At 64.0% G+C, this 19,270-nt stretch carries 12 protein-coding genes, 1 tRNA gene and 4 pseudogenes; 3 read left to right on the forward strand and 14 right to left on the reverse strand.

All coding sequences use genetic code 11. The annotated features are described in order from the left end of the window. Nucleotides 1–21: 21 nt before the first annotated feature. From pknB to HMPREF3067_RS00890, 7 genes are read right to left on the reverse strand one after another with little or no spacing between them, the layout of a single operon-like run. Nucleotides 22–1,950 carry a Stk1 family PASTA domain-containing Ser/Thr kinase gene (pknB, locus tag HMPREF3067_RS00860; protein ID WP_070767857.1) on the reverse strand — a complete coding sequence of 643 codons (1,929 nt, stop codon included), beginning with the start codon at nucleotides 1,948–1,950 and terminating at the stop codon, nucleotides 22–24. Then, on the reverse strand, nucleotides 1,940–3,451 hold the full coding sequence (locus HMPREF3067_RS00865) for a serine/threonine-protein kinase (RefSeq protein WP_083319063.1): 1,512 nt from the start codon (nucleotides 3,449–3,451) through the stop codon (nucleotides 1,940–1,942). Before HMPREF3067_RS00865 ends, pknB begins: the two co-directional genes overlap by 11 nt. Continuing rightward, entirely contained in the window at nucleotides 3,451–4,902 is a 1,452-nt protein-coding gene (locus HMPREF3067_RS00870; RefSeq protein WP_070767858.1) for a penicillin-binding transpeptidase domain-containing protein, read from the reverse strand. Before HMPREF3067_RS00870 ends, HMPREF3067_RS00865 begins: the two co-directional genes overlap by 1 nt. Further along, nucleotides 4,899–6,248, reverse strand: coding sequence for an FtsW/RodA/SpoVE family cell cycle protein (locus tag HMPREF3067_RS00875; protein WP_070767859.1), 1,350 nt, complete (start codon nucleotides 6,246–6,248; stop codon nucleotides 4,899–4,901). The genes HMPREF3067_RS00870 and HMPREF3067_RS00875 overlap by 4 nt, the downstream gene beginning before the upstream one ends. Then, nucleotides 6,249–7,658: a PP2C family protein-serine/threonine phosphatase gene (locus HMPREF3067_RS00880; protein ID WP_070767860.1), complete on the reverse strand. Its 1,410-nt coding sequence runs from the start codon at nucleotides 7,656–7,658 to the stop codon at nucleotides 6,249–6,251. Beyond that, nucleotides 7,658–8,119: an FHA domain-containing protein FhaB/FipA gene (locus HMPREF3067_RS00885; RefSeq protein ID WP_070767861.1), complete on the reverse strand. Its 462-nt coding sequence runs from the start codon at nucleotides 8,117–8,119 to the stop codon at nucleotides 7,658–7,660. The genes HMPREF3067_RS00880 and HMPREF3067_RS00885 overlap by 1 nt, the downstream gene beginning before the upstream one ends. 28 nt (nucleotides 8,120–8,147) lie before the next feature. Next, nucleotides 8,148–8,966: a DUF3662 and FHA domain-containing protein gene (locus tag HMPREF3067_RS00890; protein WP_070767862.1), complete on the reverse strand. Its 819-nt coding sequence runs from the start codon at nucleotides 8,964–8,966 to the stop codon at nucleotides 8,148–8,150. A gap of 214 nt (nucleotides 8,967–9,180) precedes the next feature. Here HMPREF3067_RS00890 and HMPREF3067_RS00895 point away from each other — a divergent pair. After that, nucleotides 9,181–9,265 (forward strand) — tRNA-Leu (locus HMPREF3067_RS00895). Nucleotides 9,266–10,090: 825 nt separating this feature from the next. On the opposite strand, the pseudogene HMPREF3067_RS10905 reads toward HMPREF3067_RS00895, so the two are convergent. The 6 genes and pseudogenes from HMPREF3067_RS10905 to HMPREF3067_RS00925 all read right to left on the reverse strand — a co-directional run bounded on the left by HMPREF3067_RS10905 (nucleotide 10,091) and on the right by HMPREF3067_RS00925 (nucleotide 16,291). Next, a pseudogene (locus tag HMPREF3067_RS10905) lies at nucleotides 10,091–10,801 on the reverse strand (IS6 family transposase). A gap of 267 nt (nucleotides 10,802–11,068) precedes the next feature. Then, nucleotides 11,069–11,682, reverse strand: a pseudogene (locus HMPREF3067_RS00900) (YdhK family protein). Nucleotides 11,683–11,729: 47 nt separating this feature from the next. Further along, nucleotides 11,730–13,952 (reverse strand): copper-translocating P-type ATPase, encoded by a 2,223-nt coding sequence (locus HMPREF3067_RS00905; protein ID WP_083319064.1) that lies wholly within the window; start codon nucleotides 13,950–13,952, stop codon nucleotides 11,730–11,732. A 51-nt stretch (nucleotides 13,953–14,003) separates the two neighbouring features. After that, nucleotides 14,004–14,330 carry a heavy-metal-associated domain-containing protein gene (locus HMPREF3067_RS00915; RefSeq protein WP_070767874.1) on the reverse strand — a complete coding sequence of 109 codons (327 nt, stop codon included), beginning with the start codon at nucleotides 14,328–14,330 and terminating at the stop codon, nucleotides 14,004–14,006. 113 nt (nucleotides 14,331–14,443) lie between these two features. Beyond that, nucleotides 14,444–15,572: pseudogene (locus HMPREF3067_RS00920) on the reverse strand (sensor histidine kinase). Beyond that, on the reverse strand, nucleotides 15,569–16,291 hold the full coding sequence (locus HMPREF3067_RS00925) for a response regulator transcription factor (RefSeq protein ID WP_070767865.1): 723 nt from the start codon (nucleotides 16,289–16,291) through the stop codon (nucleotides 15,569–15,571). The pseudogene HMPREF3067_RS00920 and the gene HMPREF3067_RS00925 overlap by 4 nt, the downstream one beginning before the upstream one ends. 404 nt (nucleotides 16,292–16,695) lie before the next feature. Here HMPREF3067_RS00925 and HMPREF3067_RS00930 point away from each other — a divergent pair, with 404 nt between their 5' ends. After that, nucleotides 16,696–17,271 (forward strand): CueP family metal-binding protein, encoded by a 576-nt coding sequence (locus tag HMPREF3067_RS00930; protein ID WP_070767875.1) that lies wholly within the window; start codon nucleotides 16,696–16,698, stop codon nucleotides 17,269–17,271. Between the two features lie 71 nt (nucleotides 17,272–17,342). Further along, complete coding sequence (locus HMPREF3067_RS00935) at nucleotides 17,343–18,824, forward strand: multicopper oxidase family protein (RefSeq protein ID WP_070767866.1); 1,482 nt, start codon at nucleotides 17,343–17,345, stop codon at nucleotides 18,822–18,824. 123 nt (nucleotides 18,825–18,947) lie between these two features. Here HMPREF3067_RS00935 and HMPREF3067_RS11445 read toward each other — a convergent pair. Then, nucleotides 18,948–19,031 (reverse strand): annotated as a pseudogene (locus HMPREF3067_RS11445) (exonuclease domain-containing protein); the annotation flags it as partial. Nucleotides 19,032–19,270 lie beyond the last annotated feature (239 nt).

The raw sequence follows: 19,270 nt of genomic DNA on the forward strand, positions 1-19,270 counted from the left end.
CACAGTCTAGCAGCGCCTCGGCTAGCGGCCCGTGACGAGGGTTTCCAGGTTGAACTCCCAATAACGGACTTCCACCTTGGTGTCCTTGCGGATGGTATCCCCGGCGGAAACGGAGGCCCAGCCGATCTTGCCGGAGTCTACGGCGGCCCCGGTGCCGATCGGCGGGCCGACGCGCAGGTCCTGGGCGTTGCCTTCCCAGCCGGCCTCGCGCAGGGCTTTGACGGCCTCGTCCTCGGTCTTACGGATCAGTTCCGGCGCGGTCATGAGCATGCCATTGGACACGCGCACCACCACGGTGCTGCCGGCGTCGACCTCCCGGCCCTCGCTTTGGGCCTCGAGGACGCGGTTTTCCGGCTCCTCGGAGTCGACCAGCTCGAGCTGCGGCTCGACGTCCAGGGAGTCCAGGGTCTGGCGGGCGTCGTCCCAGTCCATGCCGGTCAGGCGCGGGATGCGCACCTGCTTGACCCCCTGGGAGACGGTCACCTTGACCTTCGACCCTTTGGACAGCTGGGAACCGGGAGCCGGCGACTGCGAGATGATCTGTCCCGCCGGGACGTCGTCGGAGTCTTCCTCGGTGATGTCATCGGACAGGGTCAAACCGGCCTCGTCGAGCGCGCGGGAGGCGGACTCCAGATCCAAGCCGGTCACGTCCGGGACGTCGGTGATCTCCTTACCGGAGGAGACCGTCAGCGTCACGGTCGCGTTCTTCTGCAGCTGGGACCCGGGGCCCGGGTTCACGCGGATGACGTGGTCACGCTCAATCTCCGGGTGGGCTTCCTCGTTGACCGAGACCTGCAGGCCCAGCTCTTCGAGCTCCTGGACGACCTCGGCGCGCGGACGGTTTTCGACCTCCGGCACCTCGACCATATTCGCGGTCTGAGCGGACTCGTCCGGGGAGTCCGAAGACTTCAGGTAGTCCCAGGCGAAGTAGCCGATGGCGCCGATGAGCAGCAGCGCCAGCAGGGCCGTAAGCCACCTGATCCAGGCGCTGGTGCCCTCCTCTTCCTCCGCGGCGTGGGAGGCCGGGCGGGTAGAGGCCACCGGCGCGCGGTGGGAGGCGGCCGGGGCTTCGGCCTCGGGCTCGACGTGCGCGCGGGCCGCCTGGGTGACGTTGCCGTGGGCCAGGCGGCGCAGGTCCTCGGCCATCTCATGGGCCGACTGGTAGCGATCCGCCGGGTGCTTGGCCATCGCCGTGAGGATGACCGCGTCCACATTCACGCGCCCGGTCGGCGTGATGGAATCATCCAGGTATTCCGACGGCGGAATGGGATCTTCCTGCACGTGCTGGTAGGCCACGGAAAACGGGGTCTCGCCCTCGAACGGGGTGCGGCCGGTGACGGCCTCGTACATGACGCAGCCCAGGGCGTAGACGTCGGAGCGGGCATCGGCAGCCTTGCCGCGGGCCTGCTCGGGCGACAGGTACTGCGCAGTGCCGATGACCGCGGAGGTTTGCGTCATGGCGGAGGTGGAGTCGTCCAGCGCGCGGGCGATGCCGAAGTCCATCACCTTCACCTGACCCGTGTTGGTCAGCATGATGTTCGCGGGCTTCACGTCGCGGTGGATGATGCCGGCCTCGTGGGAGGCCTGCAGGGCATCCGCGACCGGGGTCAGGATCTCTGCGGCCTGCTCCGGGGCCATGGGCCCGTCCGCGCGGAAGATGTCGCGCAGGGTGCGCCCGTGGACCAGCTCCATGACGATGTACGGGATGGTCAGGGCATTGTCCTCGACCTCGCCGGTATCGAAGACGGCGACGATATTCGGGTGGTTGAGGCGGCCCGAATTCTGCGCCTCGCGGCGGAAGCGCTCGCGGAAATTGGTGTCGTGCGCCATCTCCGGGCGCAGCATCTTGATGGCCACCTCGCGGCCCAGCATGGTGTCCTGGGCCGCGTAGACCTCGGACATACCACCGGAACCAATGAGTTCACCGCGTTCGTAACGATCACCCAGCATTAGTGGTTCCACCCCCTTGGTTGGTGTAATCAGACGCCTGCGGCGAATTATTGAACAGGTCCTCGATGTTTTCTTCCAGCTCCTCCGTCGGCAGCGACGGGGTCTCCGTCATCTCCGGCAGCTCGGGCGTCGGGGTGTCCTGGCGCGTGGTCGGCTGCTCGCGGTGCGTGGTCGGACGCGGCGTGGGCGTTTCCGTGCGCTCGCGGGTCTCCGGCTCCGGCTCCTCGGTCCGAGAGGTTTCGGGCTCCTCGATCTCGGTCTCGGTGACGGTCTCGGCTTCCTCAGTGGACGGCTCCACCCATTCGGTCACGACCGACGGCGGCGTGCTGGTGGGTTCGCTGGAACCACGGTCGCCGGCCAGCTGCTGAGCCAGCAGGAATCCGCCGCCTACCAGCGCGACGACGATCAGGGCGATGAGCAGACCGATGCCGAAGTTCGCGCCCGCCGAGCCCTTCTTCTTGTTCTTCTGGGCCTGCTTGTTTTCGTGGGCCTTTTCCTGGGCCAGGCGCTTGTCGCGCGTGTCCGCGACCGGAGCCGGGGCCGGCCGCACCGTGGTCGGGTTGGCGGTATCGCCCAGCATCTGGGTCGAGGCCGTTGGCGAAGGTTCGGTGGCAATCGGGGCCACGGCCGCGGATTGCGGCTGCGGCGGACGCTTGCCCAGTCGTACGGCGGAGACGGCGTTGGCTAGCTCGTTGCCGTCGGCGTAGCGGGTGTGCTGGTCCTTGCGCAGGGCGATGCCCACCAGCTCGCGCACCGGCGCGGAAATATTCGTCGACAGCGGCTCCGGTGCCTGGCTGATGTGCGCGAGCGCCACAGAGACCGAGGAATCCCCGGTGAACGGGCGGTGGCCCGCCAGCATCTCGTAGCCGACCACGCCCAGCGAGTAGACGTCGGAGGCGGGGGAGACCTCGCGGCCCTGCGCCTGCTCGGGGGAGACGTACTGCGCGGTGCCCACCACCATGCCGGTGCGGGTCAGCGGGACCGCCGCGGCGGCCTTGGCGATGCCGAAGTCGGTGATCTTGACCCGGCCGTTCTGCGTAATCAGTAGGTTGCCGGGCTTGATGTCGCGGTGCACTAGGCCCATGCGGTGAATAATGGACAGGCCGTGGGCGGCTTGCTCCATCACGTCGAGCGCCATCTCCTCCGGCAGGGAACCTTCGCGGGCCAGCATGTCGGCCAGGGACTCGCCGCGGACGTATTCCATGGCGATGAAGCAGAAGGTCGTGCCCACCGGATCATCGATCTCGCGGTAGTCGTAGGTGGCCACCACGTTGGTGGAGTCGATGGACTCGGCCGCTTCGGCCTCGTTGCGGAAGCGGGAGAGGAACTCGTTGTTGTCGGAGAACTCTGGGCGCAGGATCTTGATGGCGACCTCGCGGTCGTTGCGGACGTCGTCCGCCAGCCACACGGTGGACATGCCGCCGTGCCCGATGACCCACTGCAGGCGGTAATCATCACCGATGAGCGCCTGGAAGCGTTCTTGGTGTTCGGCGTGGTTCATTACTGCTCTCCTCCGTAGGCCTGAAGCATGGCGCGCCCGATCGGCGCGGCCACCTGGCCGCCCGTGGCGGACTCGCCTAGGTTGCCGCCGTCCTTGACCACCACGGCCACGGCAATATCGCGGTCCGGATCGAATGCAACATACCACGTATGCGGGGGCAATCCGTCGCCATGCTCAGCGGTACCGGTCTTGGAAGCAAAGGAATTGCCGTCGTAGCCGGACGTGGATCGCTCGGAGGCGAACATCAGATCCCGCAGGGTCGCGGCCGTCTCCGGGGTAATCGCTTCGGTGGCCTCCTTCGGCTCGATCTCGCGGACCTCCTGCATCTGCGAATCCGTGATCCGCTTGATGAGGCGCGGCTCCATGCGTTTGCCCTCGTTGGCCACGGTGCCGGCCATGATGGCGGCCTGCAGGGCGGACATGGTCACGTCGCGTTGTCCGATGGCCGACTGGGCGGTGGCGGCCGGATCCGGCAGCTCGCCCAGGTTGCCCGGGGAGGTGTCCACCCCGAGGTCGTAGTTTTCGCCCACGCCGAAGGCCTCGGCGTATTTGCGCAGCTCGTCGGCGCCGATGCCCTCGCTCATCTGGACGAAGGCCGTGTTGCAGGACAGGGCGAAGGCCGTCTGCAGCGTCACCGAGTCCGCGCCGCCGCAGGACTGGTTGGCGTAGTTGGTCAGCTGGGTCGTGGTGTTCGGCAGCGTGATCGAGGCCTGGCCGGTCAGGGTCGACGACGGCGTGAAGCCATTGTTAAGACCCGCCGCGGTCGTGATGATCTTGAAGATGGAGCCCGGCGGCAGCGTCTCCTGCGTGGCGTGGTTAAGCAGGGGAGCGCCGTCGGCCTCCTGCAGCGCGGCCCAGTTGTCCTCCGCGTTAGGATCGCCCACCACGGAGTTTGCGTCGAAGCTCGGTGAGGAGGACATCGCCAGCACGCGCCCAGTGGAAGGCTGTAGCGCGACCGCCGAGCCCTGGTAGCCCGGCCCCACCAGCTGGTCGTAGGCCAGCTGCTGGAGCTGCGGGTCGATGGTGACCTCGACGTTGGCGCCGTCCGGCTGCTCGCCGGTCAGCTTGTCCAGCCAGTTCTGCTTCAGCAGCGAATCATCGGTGCCGTTGAGAATCTCGTTCTGGGAGGACTCCAGCTGGGAGGCGCCGAACTGGGAGGACAGGTAGCCGGTCACTGGGCCGAAGGCGGGGGACTGTGTCGGGTAGATGCGCGAGTAGGTCTCGTCGTCGCCGCCTTCGCCATTGCCGTCGGGAACGGACTGCGCCAGCACGGTGTTGCCGGCGTAAATCTGTCCGCGGGCGATGGTCTGCAGTTGGTAGAACTCCCGCATATTCTTCGGGTTTTTGGCGTACTTGTCCTCGCTGAAGGCCTGCACCACCGTGAGGTTGACCAGCAGGATGGCGGTCAAGATCAGGGAGAAGATAGCGGTAAAGCGGATGGTCTTATTCATCGCTGAGCCTCCTGGACGGCGGGGAACAAGGACGTGCCGGCGCCGGACTGGGCCTCCTCGGCCGGGCGGTTGGCGGAATTCGAGATCCGCAGCAGCAGCGCCAGCAGGATGTAGTTAGCCATCAGCGAGGAACCGCCGGCCGCAATGAACGGCGTGGTCAGGCCGGTCATCGGCAGCAGCGCGGAGATGCCGCCGACCACGACGAAGACCTGGATGACCAGGGTCAGCGACAGGCCGGCCGCGACCAGCTTGCCGTAGGAGTCCTTGACGCTGAGCGCGGTGCGAAAACCGCGGGAGGCCAGCAGCGCGAACAGGATCAGGATCCCGGCGAGGCCGATCAGGCCGAATTCCTCACCGATGCCGGCCATGATGAAGTCGGAAAAAACCACCGGAATGATGTCCGGGTGGCCCTGGCCGAGGCCGGAGCCGGTGATCCCGCCGGAGGACATGCCGAACAGCGCCTGGGACAGCTGGAAGCCGTTGCTGTCGTAGTTGCCCAGCGGATCGAGGAAGTTGGAGAAGCGATCCTGGATCTTGGTGGAAATCTGCGCAATGCCGAAGCCGCCGATGGCCACGAGCACCACGCCGATGGCCAGCCAGGACACGCGCCCGGTGGCCATGTAGAGCATGCCCAGCACCGTGGAGAACAGCAGCAGGGCTGGGCCGAAGTCGTTCGACACGCCCATGATGACAATCGCAATGCCCCAGATCACCAGGATGGGCGCGAGGTCGCGCAGACGCGGAAGCGACAGGCCCAGGAAGCGGTAGCCCGCCACCGTGAACAGGGAGCGCTTCTGGACCAGCAGCATGGCGAAGAAGAGCAGCAGGAGAATTTTGGAGAACTCACCCGGCTGGATGGAAAACGGTCCGATCTTCATCCAGATGCGCGCGTCGGCCTGCGCCGGCTGCGGCCAGACCAGCGGCAGCGCCAGCAGGACCAGGCCCACCAGTCCCAGCAAGTAGGAAAAGCGGGTCAGCGAGCGGTGATCGCGCACGATGGTCAGCACGGCGATGAACAGGATGAGGCCGGCGATGGTCCACATGACCTGCCGCACGGCCAGGTCGCGGCCCAAGGCCAGATCCAAGCGCTGGATCATGATGAGCCCGATGCCGTTGAGCACCGCTGTAACCGGCAGCATGATCTGGTCGGAGTGCGGGGCCAGCAGGCACAGGGCCCAGTGGGCGACGGCGAAGACCCCGATGAAGCCGCCGATGAGGTAGAGCACGTCCACGGATAAGATATTGTCCTGGGACAGCTCGAGGCTGATCAGCGTGATCGCGAAGACAGCTGTCGCTGCCACCAGCAGCCACAGCTCAGTGGTGCGCCAAACAAATTGCTTCAGCATCTAGTTCACCTCCCGGCAGTTCACGCCCGGCTCGCGCCGGAAGCCATTGTCCTTCTTGTCATCTTGGTTGTCCGCCTTATCGCGGCAGACCGGCAGCGCGTTATCGGCCAGCCGGGTCAGCTGGCCTTGGACCTCGTCGTAGCTGCCGGAATCCAGGTTGTGGACCACGCCGCGCTCGGTGGCTGGCAGGTCTTCGACCTTGAGCGGGTTGAACCCGGCGTCGCAGGAGCCGTTGCTCAGGCGCAGCGCGCCGTCCTTCCCGAGGCACGCGACCTGGTAAGTCTCGTGCAATTCCTTACCGAAGACCGAGAAGTCGGCGCCGCGCTCGAGTTGGATTTCCTCGTTGGGCCCGGCGGTCGTGACGTAGTAGTTGTTGTCGAGGTAGTTTTTGCCCCAGACGCCGACGCCGGCGATGGCGGCGATCAGCACGGCCAGGATGACCGTGGTGGCGATCCAGGTGCCGCGGGAGCTTTTGCGGCGGCGATCGGGCTCCTCGTCTGCGGCTTCTTCCTCGGTGACCAGGCGGGCCGGCGCGGAGGTTTCGCGCGGCTGCCCCGCGGCTTTGTTCGTGTGCGGCTCGATGACCTGGGGGCGACGCTCCAGTGCCGCAGCGCGGCTGGCCGCGGAGTCCGGGTGGGTCGGCTCTGGAGTACCCCCGGCCAAAGCACCCACGGCCACCGGCTCGGCCGGCGCCTCGTCGCTTTCGACGACCTCGGCGATGACCATGGTGACGTTGTCCGGCCCGCCGGAGCGCAGCGCGAGCTCGATCAGCCGCTGGGCAGCTTCTTCCACGGTGCCCTGCTTGAGGGCGTCCTCGATGGTGGAGGCCGTTACGGGATCCGAGAGCCCGTCGGAGCACAGCAGCAGCCGGTCGCCGGGCTGCGCGTCCAGCATGAACAGCGTCGGTTCCACCGCGCGGCCGGTATATGCCTTGAGGATGAGCGACTTCTGCGGGTGGGAGGACACGTCGCTCGGATCGAGCTTGCCCTCGTCCACCAGGGACTGCACGAAGGTGTCGTCCTTGGTGATCTGGGTCAGCTTCCCGTCGCGCAGGCGGTAGCCGCGCGAGTCGCCCACGTGGCAGACGCCGAACTGGGTGCCGTTGAACATCATGGCCGTCAGGGTGGTGCCCATGCCCTCGGTCTCGGGGTGTTCCTTGATGTGGTTGGCGATCGACGCGTTGGCGTCGTTAGCGGCGCCGCCCAAAAGCGCCAGCATGTCATTGTCTTCTGGGGCGCGGTTTAAGTGCTCCAGGTGCTCGACCATGAGCTGGGAGGCGACCTCGCCGGCGGCGTGACCGCCCATCCCGTCCGCCAGGACTAAAAGATAAGGCCCGGCGTAGGCCGAGTCTTCGTTGTTCTTGCGGACCAAGCCGCGGTCCGAAGCGGCGGTGAAATGTAGTTTCAGCATTAGGCAACCAGCCTTACGATAGTGCGACCCATCTTAATATCCGTTCCCACTTCGATGCGTTCTGCCTGGTCGATTCGTGTGCCCGCGACGAAGGTACCGTTGCGGGATTCGAGATCCTCCACGAACCACTGGGAACCGCGACGGAACAGGCGGGCGTGGTGGGAGGAGGCGAAGTCGTCGCCCAGCACGAAGTCGCAGTCCTGCGCGCGCCCCAGCGAGATGTCCTCCAGGGTGCCCAGCGCCATGTGGGAGCCCTGCAGCGGGCCTTCGGCCACGGTGATGTGGCGCGGCTTTTCTTTGCGGTCCTTCCGGCGCGCCGCGGCGACGGGACCGGCGGTAGTGGTGCCGGTGCGGGCGGCCTTGTTGGTATCCAGCCGCATGGCATTCAAGGCCACCAGGATAAACAGCCACAACAAGACCAACAGGCCGATTCGCAGCGCGAGCAGCACGAATGAATCCATCGGTGACCTCCTAAAAAATTATTGGGGTTTAATTGTCCAACCCGGTGATTCGCACCTCGATGTGCGAATGCCCCAGGGTGATGACGTCGCCGTCGGCCAGCAGCCAGTTCTCGATGGGCGTGTCATTGACCGTGGTGCCGTTGGTGGACTGGAGGTCCACCAAGACTGCGTCTTGGCCGTTCCAGGTGATCTCAGCGTGCTGGCGGGAGACCCCGGTGTCCGGCAGGCGCAAGTCGGCATCGTTGGAACGTCCAATGATATTGGATCCCTCGTGGACGTGGTAGGTCCGCGAAGAGCCGTCCTGGAGGAGAAGATTCACGCTCGGGCCGCTGGCAGCGGGTTCCGCGTCCGCGGGCTCGGGGCGGATAAAGGTTGTCGTGGCGGCCTCATCAGCAGAATTACTGTTCATCTGGTCCTCCTGGGCTTCGGTTTCGTGGAAAATGGCGTCGAACCCGGTTTCTTCCTCGGGCTCATGGTCAATGAACGAAGAAACCCGCAACTGGCCGGTGCGGAGTCCGGATTCTTCGGCGATGCGAACGATGACGGGTCCCGCCAGACCCCAGCCGCTGTTGCGGATGAACCGCGACAGCTGGTCGGCCAGGTTCTGTGGGATTTGCGGATCCTGCGAGAGGTTTTCCAGGTCCTTGGAACTGACCCCCACGAGCACCACATTGGGGCTGTAGAGGTTGTCGTCTTCGCCGCGCGTGAGGTTGTCTTGGACCTCCTGCTTGAGCAGCTCTTCGATCTCGGCAGGCACAACGCGGCCGCCGAAGACGAAAGCCATCCCGTTGTCCAGTCCGCGCTGCAAGGCAGAGTCAAACTTGGCAAGCTTTTCCATGAGTGCCATGCTGCGGTCCTCCTTCGAACGTGGATGTATTCGGCTCTGGTAATAAACCTCAACCATTATAGGCCGCGTATAGCACTAAACGTAGCCGGAGCCCGAAAAGTTCCCGCAATTGATGCGTAGATATCACTCATTTTTCGGCGTACTAGCTGCGGATTTGTAAGTATGTGGGTGTCCCGTGCTATCTTTATTTAGTCGCCAAGACAGACAATACCCAGCCCGGGTGGCGGAATTGGCAGACGCGCTGGCTTCAGGTGCCAGTGTCCTTATAGGACGTGCGGGTTCAAGTCCCGCCCCGGGCACAGCGAGCAGTTGAACAAACTGCGACACCGGAGGTAACAAACTCGAAAGGGTTCGTGACCTCCGGTTTCTTTGTTTTTCTGAACTTTGGCGGTCGGGGATTGTAAGTGTGGGGATTTACTTCCTAACTCCCGCTCTCGCCTTTCGAATTTTTATTTCGATGGTGTCAACAGAGTGTTAAGGGTCAAAAGGGTCTGTCCCTCAACCCTCAACAGAGTATTTTCCTACTAAACTCGGTTCTTTTAACCCTTAACCCAAGTAGCATGTTTGAACACATTGTGTATGTGTCGACGAAAGCACAGGTGAAGTGGCTATAAATAGAAAAGACGAAGCGTCCGAATTTTCGTATGAAGAATTGGCGCGATGGGCTGAATCAGAAGAGTTCTTTGACGCACTGAAGTCTTCCTCCAAGTTGGCGAAATCGAACGAGACTGCGCTGCGCAAAGCACAAGATATACTCCGTAAGCAGCGTGGAGAATTGCGGTGAGAGTCCCTAGGGGCGGTGGTGACCTCCTAGGATCTCTTTTTAGTGTGGCAATAGCTCTTTGATTAGTGGTGAGTGTCTAGTGGCTTTAGCTGAGAACCGGAGACTGCTAGCGGCACGCGGCTCATTTTCTTTGTGCTGAGAAGGGGGTGGCTTCTTTGCCCTGTGGCTTTCACCATATTGGCTTTAACTCTGCAAGCGTGTTCTAACAGGCAGGTAGCATCTCGTGTTGTGAGTCCCCCTTCTCTAAGAAAGTCATAGACAAGGTGCTGTTGCAAAGTTGGGCGGAGAGCAGCGAAGACTCAGTTTCTCATTTCCTGATGGCCGCTGCGTGTGGGCGTTGTTAGGCCGTCTCGAAGACCCTGTTGACGATCACCGCGTCCGGGTTCGGTTGCTCGTGAGGTCAAACACAGTGCCTTGCCCTTTCCGCAATGAGTGCATCGCCTCCATCCCTTTCAACGTCCGATATGCAGATGTCCGGTTCTTAAACGTGCCTTTCGGCCCGAGGATCCGCTTCAGTCGACCATGGTCGCCTTCTAGGATGTTGTTGAGGTATTTCACCTGTCGGTGTTCCACTGTTGGCGGGCAGGTTCCCCCTGACTTCAACTCGGCGATTGCCCTGGCTAGGGAGGATGCTTTATCGGTGTTGATCACTCTGGGATACCCGGCTGACGCATTGTATCTGAGAGCCTTGGCCAGAAAACGTTTCGCTGCGGCCACGTTCCGCTTCGGAGAGAGGTAAAAGTCCAGGGTCTGGCCACCGGCGGGGATCGCCCGATAGAGGTAGCACCACCTGCCGCCGATCCGGATATAGGTCTCACCACCCGCCAGGAACTGGCCTGCCAGTCAGGTACCTGCCGGTACCACCGTGTTTGCTTGTCCAGCTCAGGGGCGTATTTCTGGACCCAGCGGTAGATCGTGGTTGATCAACCGGCACACCCCGCTGAAGTCATCATTTCCTCCAAGTCTCGGTAGCTCACCCCTAGCGGCAGTACCACCGCACTGCCCACAGAATGATGTCACGGGGGAAATGACGACCGGAGAAGATACCCATGGCTGTGATTATTTCACGTCGCTCTTCCTACTGCCCCAACTTTGCAACAGCACCCAAAGCCCTGGAATGAACTCCTGCCACCAGGGTCATTCCAGGGCCTATTTCCCTGACTAAGAGAAGCAGTGACACAGAAGGCCTACCTCAGCGTGGGCCCTGTGGGCGTGCAGGTTCCGTGTGTGGCTGGTTTGCTTCGGCATGGTCGGCAGCGATTGATGACCGACTCTGGAGCGGGTGCCTTGTCTGGTCTCGCGGTTCAGGGTGGGTGGACTATTCGGCGGGTTGGATCTCGCTCTCGGTGACCCACTTGTGGTTGGTCATCGTCATCCCGTCGACGGTGAGATCAACCATGTAGACCGTCTCCTCGGTGGAGTAATCGATGGTGGCCTCAGCACCCTTCATGCCGGACATGTGCTCGGCATCCAGGACAACGCTCGCCCCGTCGGGCAGGGGGGCCTGACCCGGATCGACGAGCTCCTCATGGACGACCCAGCGGTGGTCGGTAACCGGGGCCCCACCCTCGGTGGGGTGTAGCTGACCGAATAGGTCGTGGTGTCAAACGCCCCGGAAATGGTGGCTGTGGCCCCGTCCATGCCGGGCATGTGGTCAGCGGTGAGGATGACCTCGGTGCCCACCGGGTACGTGGGATCCTCGGCCTCTTCAATGCCTGCCGGCGGTGCCCCGCCGTCGGCAGGGTGGTCGTGCCCGCCGTGCTCTTCGTCGGCAGTGGTGGTGTCTTCCTGGTGGGTCTCGTTGGTCTCTGCGGTTGCCGTCGTGGTGCTGGTGGTGTCGGCATCGTCGGAGTTGTCGGTGGCGTCGCTGCAGGCGGTCAGCGCCAGGGTGGAGGTCAGTACCAAGGCGGCGAGGGTAATGCTGCGTTTCATGAGCGTTCCTTTCAAAGGTGGTGTGAGTTAGGGGTCGAGAGACAAGGTCAGTCAGTAACGGTTACGGGGGATATCGACCCACTGTGTTCCTCCTTCCCGTCGGTCGGAGCCAGGTGAGCCGGATCCAGATCAATGCGGCGCAACAGCTGGGCGTTCAGGGCCACCACGATGGTCGAGGCAGACATCAAGATCGCGCCCACGGCCGGGGACAGTACGAACCCGATCGAGGCGAGCACTCCGGCGGCCAGCGGCACGGCGAGAATGTTGTAGCCAGAGGCCCAGATCAGGTTCTGGATCATCTTGCGGTAGCTGGCCTGGGACAGCTCAATCATCGACAGCACTGCCCGCGGGTCATCACTGGCTAGGACCACCCCGGCAGATTCCATGGCCACATCCGTGCCGGCACCGATGGCGATACCGACTTCCGCGCGGGTCAGAGCGGGGGCGTCATTGACACCGTCACCGACCATGGCCACGCTCAAACCCCGGTCCTGCAGCTGCGTGACCTTGGTGTCTTTGTCCTGGGGCAGGACCTCAGCGAAGACCTCATCAATGCCTATGTCCTGACCGACGGCGTGGGCGACCTGCTGGGCGTCGCCGGTGATCAGCGCGACCTTTACCCCGCGGTCCTGCAGGGCTTTCACGGCGGCGCGGGATTCGGGGCGGATCTTGTCCTCGACGGCCACCGCACCGATGATCTGACCGTCGCGGACAATATGGAGCACACCGGCCCCACGCCCGGTCCAGGCGCTGGTGGTGTCGGTGAGCTCGGCCGGGGTCGTGAGGTTGAACTCGCGCAGCATGTTCGGCCCGCCCACGAGGATCTCAGCGCCATCGACAGTGGCCCGGACCCCTCGGCCGGAGGCGGCGTTGAAACCAGTTGCACGGATTTGCCGACGGGAGGCCTCGGGATGGGCGGCCGCGGCCGCCACGATGGCGCGGGCCACGGGGTGCTCGCTGTCGGCCTCCGCGGCGGCGGCCAGGGCCAGCAGCTCGCCATCGGTGACGCCGACAGCTGCCGCGACACCGGTGACCGCGTGCGCACCCTCGGTCAGGGTGCCGGTTTTGTCGAAGAGCACCACGTCGATGGTGCGCATCCGCTCGAGCGCTATCCGGTCCTTGATGAGCACCCCGGATTTCGCGGCCCGCTCGCTGGAGATCGCAATGACCAGCGGAATCGCCAGGCCCAGGGCGTGCGGACAGGCGATGACCAGCACCGTGACCGTGCGCACCACGACATCGTCCGGGCTGCCGATGATGGTCCACACCACCGCGGTGATCAGAGCGGAGATCAGCGCGAACCAGAACAACAACGCCGCCGCCCGATCCGCCAGGGCCTGGGCCCGGGAGGAGGACTCCTGGGCGTCGGCAACCATGCGTTGGATCCCGGCCAGGGCGGTGTCCCCGCCGGTAGCCTCCACCCGGATGCGGACGGTGTTGTCGGTGGCCACAGTACCGGCGACCACCTTGTCACCGGTGTCGCGGAAGACGGGACGGGATTCGCCGGTGATCATCGCCTCATCGAATTCGGCGGCTCCGTCGAGGATGGTTCCGTCGGCCGGCACCCGGGCACCGGCCCTCACCAGCACGACGTCGTCGACGACCAGCTCGGAGATGGCCACGGTGCGGGTGGTCCCGTCGATGACTTTCTCGGCCTCATCCGGCAGCAGGGCAGCCAACGCGTCAAGCGCGGAGGACGCGGCCCCGAGAGCGCGCATCTCCAGCCAGTGGCCCAGCAGCATGATGGTCACCAGCAGGGCCAGCTCCCACCAGAAGTCCAGGTCAAAACCGCCCAGCCCCAGAGTGGTGACCCAGGAGGCGACAAACGCCACGGTGATGGCCATGGCGATCAGGAGCATCATCCCGGGTTGGCGGGATTTCAGTTCTTTCCATCCGCCCTTGAGGAAAGGCGTGCCGCCGTAGACGAAGATGATCGTGCCCAGCACCGGGGGGATCCAGGTGGATCCGGGGAATGCCGGGAGGTGGTAGCCGAGCAGGTGGGCGACCATGGGGCTGAAAATAGCGACGGGAATGGACAGAATCAGCGACCACCAAAAGCGGTCCCGAAACATTGCGGTGCTGTGTCCGGCGTGTTCGCCGTGACCATGAACGTGGTGGTCTTCGTCCAGGGCGGAGTGCGGGTGATCGTGGGGCATCGCCTGGCCGTGGTTGTCGGCATCTGCGTGGTGTTCGTGGCTGGCATGATCCGGGTGGTGGGTGTGGTCTGTTTCCGGAGCGGGGTGATCACCCGAATGGTGGGGAGTGCTCATGACGTTCCTTTCGCTCAACCCGGTCGGGGTCGAGATGATGGGCAAAACTGATCAGGATAAGACGGTGTAGCCGGCCTCCTCGATGGCCCGGCGAACCATCTCCGGAGGTACGACACCGGTGACCGTGACGGTGGAAACACCACCAGCAGCGAGATCAACCTGGACGTCGTCGACCTGGGGGAGGGCCTGAAGGGCCTGGGTCACGCTTTTCACGCAGTGCCCGCAGGTCAGGCCGGTGACCTGGTAGCTAGGGGAGGCCCCTCCTGCTGACGAGTCGCTGGCGGCAGGGATGGAGGCGGTGTCGGCACGTGAGGCAGGTCCGCAACAGCTGCAGCCGTGGGAGGCCATCGGCAAGAGGCGGGGCGGGGAGGGGATCATGAGAAAGCTCCTACGGGTCGGTGGGATGCGGCGATGCCGCTCTCTAGCGTATACCCCCAGGGGGTATATTTTCAAGGGGTGGAGGGCACGGCCCTCACGGGGGCCGGCTGTGGTCACCGAGCAGCCTCCTCACTGTTGGGAGGGGACAGCGGGAGGCGGAGGGCAAACACCGCTCCGCGACCAGGTCCGGGGGAGGTGGCGGTGAGAGTGCCGTCATGGGCCTCGATCAATGCCTTGGAGATGGTCAGACCGATACCGGCCCCGCCGTTGTCCCGGCTGCGGGCGGCATCCCCCCCGGTAGAAGCGTTCGAAGATGTGTCCGATCTGGTCAGGCGGGATGCCCTCGCCGTCATCGGCGACGTGGATGAGCGCGGTGGACGCCCCCTGTCGGTGGACGCTGATCCGGACCTGCCCGCCGGCCGGGGTGTGCCGTAGCGCGTTCGACAGGAGATTGCTCATCACCTGGCCGAAGCGTTGCCGGTCCACGAGCACCCGGGTGGTGTCCGTAATGGTCTCGACCTGTAAATCGACGCCTTTGTCAGCATAAGCTTCCCCCGCGGCAGCAGCGGCGGTATGGAGCAGATCCCCGAGCCCTTCCTCCGCCAGGTCCAAATCGATCCGGTGTTCCTGGGCCCGGGAAACATCGTCGATGTCTTCCATCAACCGGGTCAGGCGGGTGAGTTGGTCAGCCATGATCGTGTGGGTGGCATTATTCCAGTCCACGACCCCGTCCTGGAGACCATCGAGGTAGACCGTGAGCACCGATAAGGGGGTGCCCATTTCGTGGGCCAGATCAGAGAGCATCTGGCGACGGACCTGTTCGGTGTGTTCCAGCCGGTCGGCCATGGTGTTGAAGGCATGCGCCAGGGTGGTGACCTCGGGGCCTGCTTCTCCGGCAGGCACGCGGATACGGGAGTTGCCGGCCGTCAGGCTGGTAGCGGCGCGGGTGAGATCCTGCAGGGGGGTGCGCAAACGACGCGATAACCACAGGCTGGCCAGCAGGGCGCTGATCAAGGCGGTGGGCAGGGCGACGACCAGGGTGATCAGGTTAGCGCCCCGGTAGGCCTGCTCGGCATGGAACAGCTCCAGCGAGGGGTCCTCCCGGCCGGTCATCAACATATGATCATGGAACAGGGACGGGCCCACCATCGTGGCCACGGCCGCGGCCACCAGCAGGCTAATCACCACGACCAACACCTGGGCGGCCAGGAAGCGGAAGGTCAGGCCGGGTCCGTGATTCATGGCTGCCCCACCCGGTAGCCCACGCCACGCACGGTGTCGATAAACCCCCGGCCCTGGGTGTCGGTGCCAAGCTTGCGACGCAAGTTGCCGATGTGGACATCGACGATGCGTTCATCACCGACCCAGGTGGTGTCCCAGACCTCGGTGACCAGGTCGTGGCGGGTCAGCACCTGGCCGGGGCGCAGGGCCAGGGCAACCAGCAGCTCGAACTCCGTACGAGTGAGCTCCACGGTCGTCTTCCCCACCCGCACCTCATGGGCGACGGGGTCAAGAATGAGGTCACCAACGATCAAGGGGGTGGTCACCTGCGGTGGGGTGGTGCTGGTGCGCGGGCGGCGCAGCACCGCATGCACCCGGGTCACCAGTTCCCGGATGCTAAAAGGTTTGGTGATGTAGTCATCCGCCCCCAGGGTCAAACCGCTGATCTTGTCGTCCTCGCTGCCCCGTGCGGTGAGCATGAGGATGTAGCAGTCCGAGAAGGTGCGGATCCGTCGGCACACCTCTAGGCCGTCGAGTTCGGGCAGCCCCAGATCCAGCACCACGACATCGGGGGAAAAGCGACGGGCCTCGTCCACGGCCTGGGTACCGGTGTGCGCCTGGAGGGTATCGAAGCCGGCCCGGATGAGGTAGGAAGCCACCATCTGAGCCAGGGGTTGTTCATCATCGACGACCAGCACCCGCCCCGAGGGCGTGGCGGTGGTCGGTGTGCGGTCAGCCATAGACCCCAGTATCGCTCCGGCTAGGGGGGAATACCACCCTCGCTCAGTACCCGGCGGGAAAATCTACATCAAATCTTCAAACATCACCCTTCGACCGCCGTCACCCCTGTGCCCCACCCCGGGCCGGCGGCATCGCCTCCCCTGGTCGGTTCAGCAGGCGCCACCAGGGATTTCACTGCCTGCACCGCATACCCAGGGCGGGTAGAAGGACATCGCCCACGGCTGTGGGGTGGTGTTCCGGTGGTGACCCAGCCCACCGAATTCACCCCCTTTTTCGCCCTGTTATAAGGCTGCGAGCAGGGTTTTGAATTCTAGTCCGTCAGGCACCCGTGCTAGATAAAGGTATGGCATCGACCTTGAGGCGGTGTCTTCTTATGGCCTTACCACGATCCAAGGAGATTGACGTGAAACGAGCAGCGATCGCAACCGCCGCCCTTGCCCTCGCCCTCACGGGGTGTTCGGCCGCCGACCCGGAACCCACCGCCGATGGGACGGTGTCCCAGGACACATTCCTGACTGCCCATGGCCTGGTCGACATGGACGCGGTGGAGATCATTGATCACCTCGACCGGCAGAAGGTCACTGAGCGTCCCACAGATCTGATCGCCTCAGTACGTGCCGATGAACTGCTGCTCTCGAGCGATGACCAAGAAGTTGTGCTCGATCTTCCCGACAATCAGACGTATGTCTCGATCGCACCCTATCTCACCTCCACCCACGACTGCTTCTACCACAGCCTCACGACCTGCCAGGGGGAACTCGACAATGAGGATATCCAGGTCACGATCACCGATGAGGCGACCGGTGAGGTGCTGGTGGACGAGGCGACAACCACCTTCGACAACGGGTTTATTGGCTTCTGGCTTCCCGATGATGCCACCGGCCTGATTGAGGTCAGCTACCAGGGGCGTACCGGCACCGCGGAGTTTTCCACCGCCGACGACGGTGCCACCTGTGTCACAGACCTGCACCTGACGTGATGGCTCAGCAGGGTCCTCACCTGCGCCTGTCTCCCGTGTCACTGAAATCTAACACCAAGGAAGGTGAAATCATGATGAACGGATTTTCCCGACGACGGTTTCTGCTCGGTGGGCTCGTCCTCGCCGGCACCGGGGCCGTGGCCGCCTGCACCAGCGACCCTGGACCCGCTGCCTCGGCACCAGGTTCTTCTCTTCGCCCCACTCCCACCCCCACTTCGCTCGGTGAGCCGACGGTGCGCCGGACACTGACCGCCCGGCCCCTCTCTCTGGATATCGGCGGTATCGAAGCCAAGACGTGGGGATACGTCTCTGACACCGGGGATGCGGCCATTGAGGCCACCGCCGGCGACGTCCTCCAGGTCGATATCACCAATGAACTGCCTGAGAGCACCTCCATCCACTGGCATGGCATCGCACTCCACAACGCAGCCGACGGTGTGCCCGGCATGACCCAGGACCCCATTGAACCTGGCGAGTCTTTCTCCTATGTTTTTGAAGTCCCCCACGGTGGCACCTACTTCTACCATTCCCACTCCGGCCTGCAGCTTGATCGCGGCCTCCACGCCCCACTGATCGTCCGTGACCCGCAAGACGCTGAGGACCAGGACGTCGAGTGGACCATCGTGCTCGACGACTGGGTCGACGGCATTCAGGGCACTCCCGACGATGAGCTCGACAAGCTCACCGGAATGGGTTCGGGCGACCATAACGGGAAGAAGGGGATGGGAGGTCACGGCCATATGATGCACGGCACCCCGGACCGGGTACTGGGCGGGGATGCCGGCGATGTGATGTATCCGCACTACCTCATCAACGGACGTATCCCCCGTGCTCACCGGACCTTCGAGGCTCGCCCGGGCGACAAGGCCCGCCTGCGGTTTATCAACTCCGGCGGTGACACCATCTTCAAGGTGGCCCTCGGTGGTCACCGCATGACCGTCACCCACACCGACGGCTTCCCCGTCCAGCCCCGGGAGACCGAATCGATCTACCTGTCGATGGGCGAGCGTGTCGACGTCGAGGTCATCCTCGACGACGGCATCTTCCCGCTCACGGCTTTGGCGGTGGGTAAAGACGACCGCGCCTTCGCCGTCATCCGCACCGCCGGCGGCCAAGCCCCCCACCCCGATGTCGACTTCCCCGAGTTGTCGTCCACCGGACTGCTTCTGTCCTCCCTGAAGTCAGCAGACCGTGCACTCCTGCCCGAGGACACACCAGACCGAGAAGTCAGCATCGACCTGGGCGGGCAGATGATGCCGTATGAATGGAGCATTCTCACCGACGGCCAATCCTCCTCCGCGACCGTGCAGGAGGGCCAGCGCCTGCGGATGGTCATGCGCAACAGGACCATGATGCCCCATCCCATGCACATCCACGGCCACACGTGGGCGCTGCCCGGCAGCGGTGGGCTACGCAAGGACACCGTCCTTCTCCGCCACGGTGAAACCATGATCGCCGACCTGATCGCTGACAACCCCGGTGAGTGGGCATTTCACTGTCATAACGCCTATCACATGGCAACCGGGATGCTCAGCTCGCTTCGCTACGAGTAACCCCCACAGCAGGGTTGAGTGCCGAGGTGGGCGGGGGTGTCCCCCCCGAGTAGTGGACACGGCGTTGGTGTCAGGGTTGAGCAGTGTGTGCCAGGAGTCGACGGGATTGAAGTATGCGTCAGCGCGCACGGCAGCAAGTTCAATGATGCGGTCGTAGCGCTTGTTAAGGCCGGTGGTTTCGGTATCAATGACCGCAAAGACCGACATGCCCGCCTAAACGCTATCGAACACTGCAAACAACGTGGATTTTTGTGGATAGCCACACTGGCCCCGTGCGGGTTGTCCACAGGGTGAGCGTGGTTGGTCTTTCATAGCGGGCGTGGGTGTGGTTGCCTTAGTGCTATGAGCACTTCGCAGGACTATCCGAACTCCACCCCAACCCCCGCTACTATGGGGTTGCCCGCAAATCGTGGACATGAAGCGTCCTGGGTTTAGTTCCTACCTCA

This window comes from Corynebacterium sp. HMSC04H06 (genome assembly GCF_001815935.1).
Lineage (GTDB): Bacteria > Actinomycetota > Actinomycetes > Mycobacteriales > Mycobacteriaceae > Corynebacterium.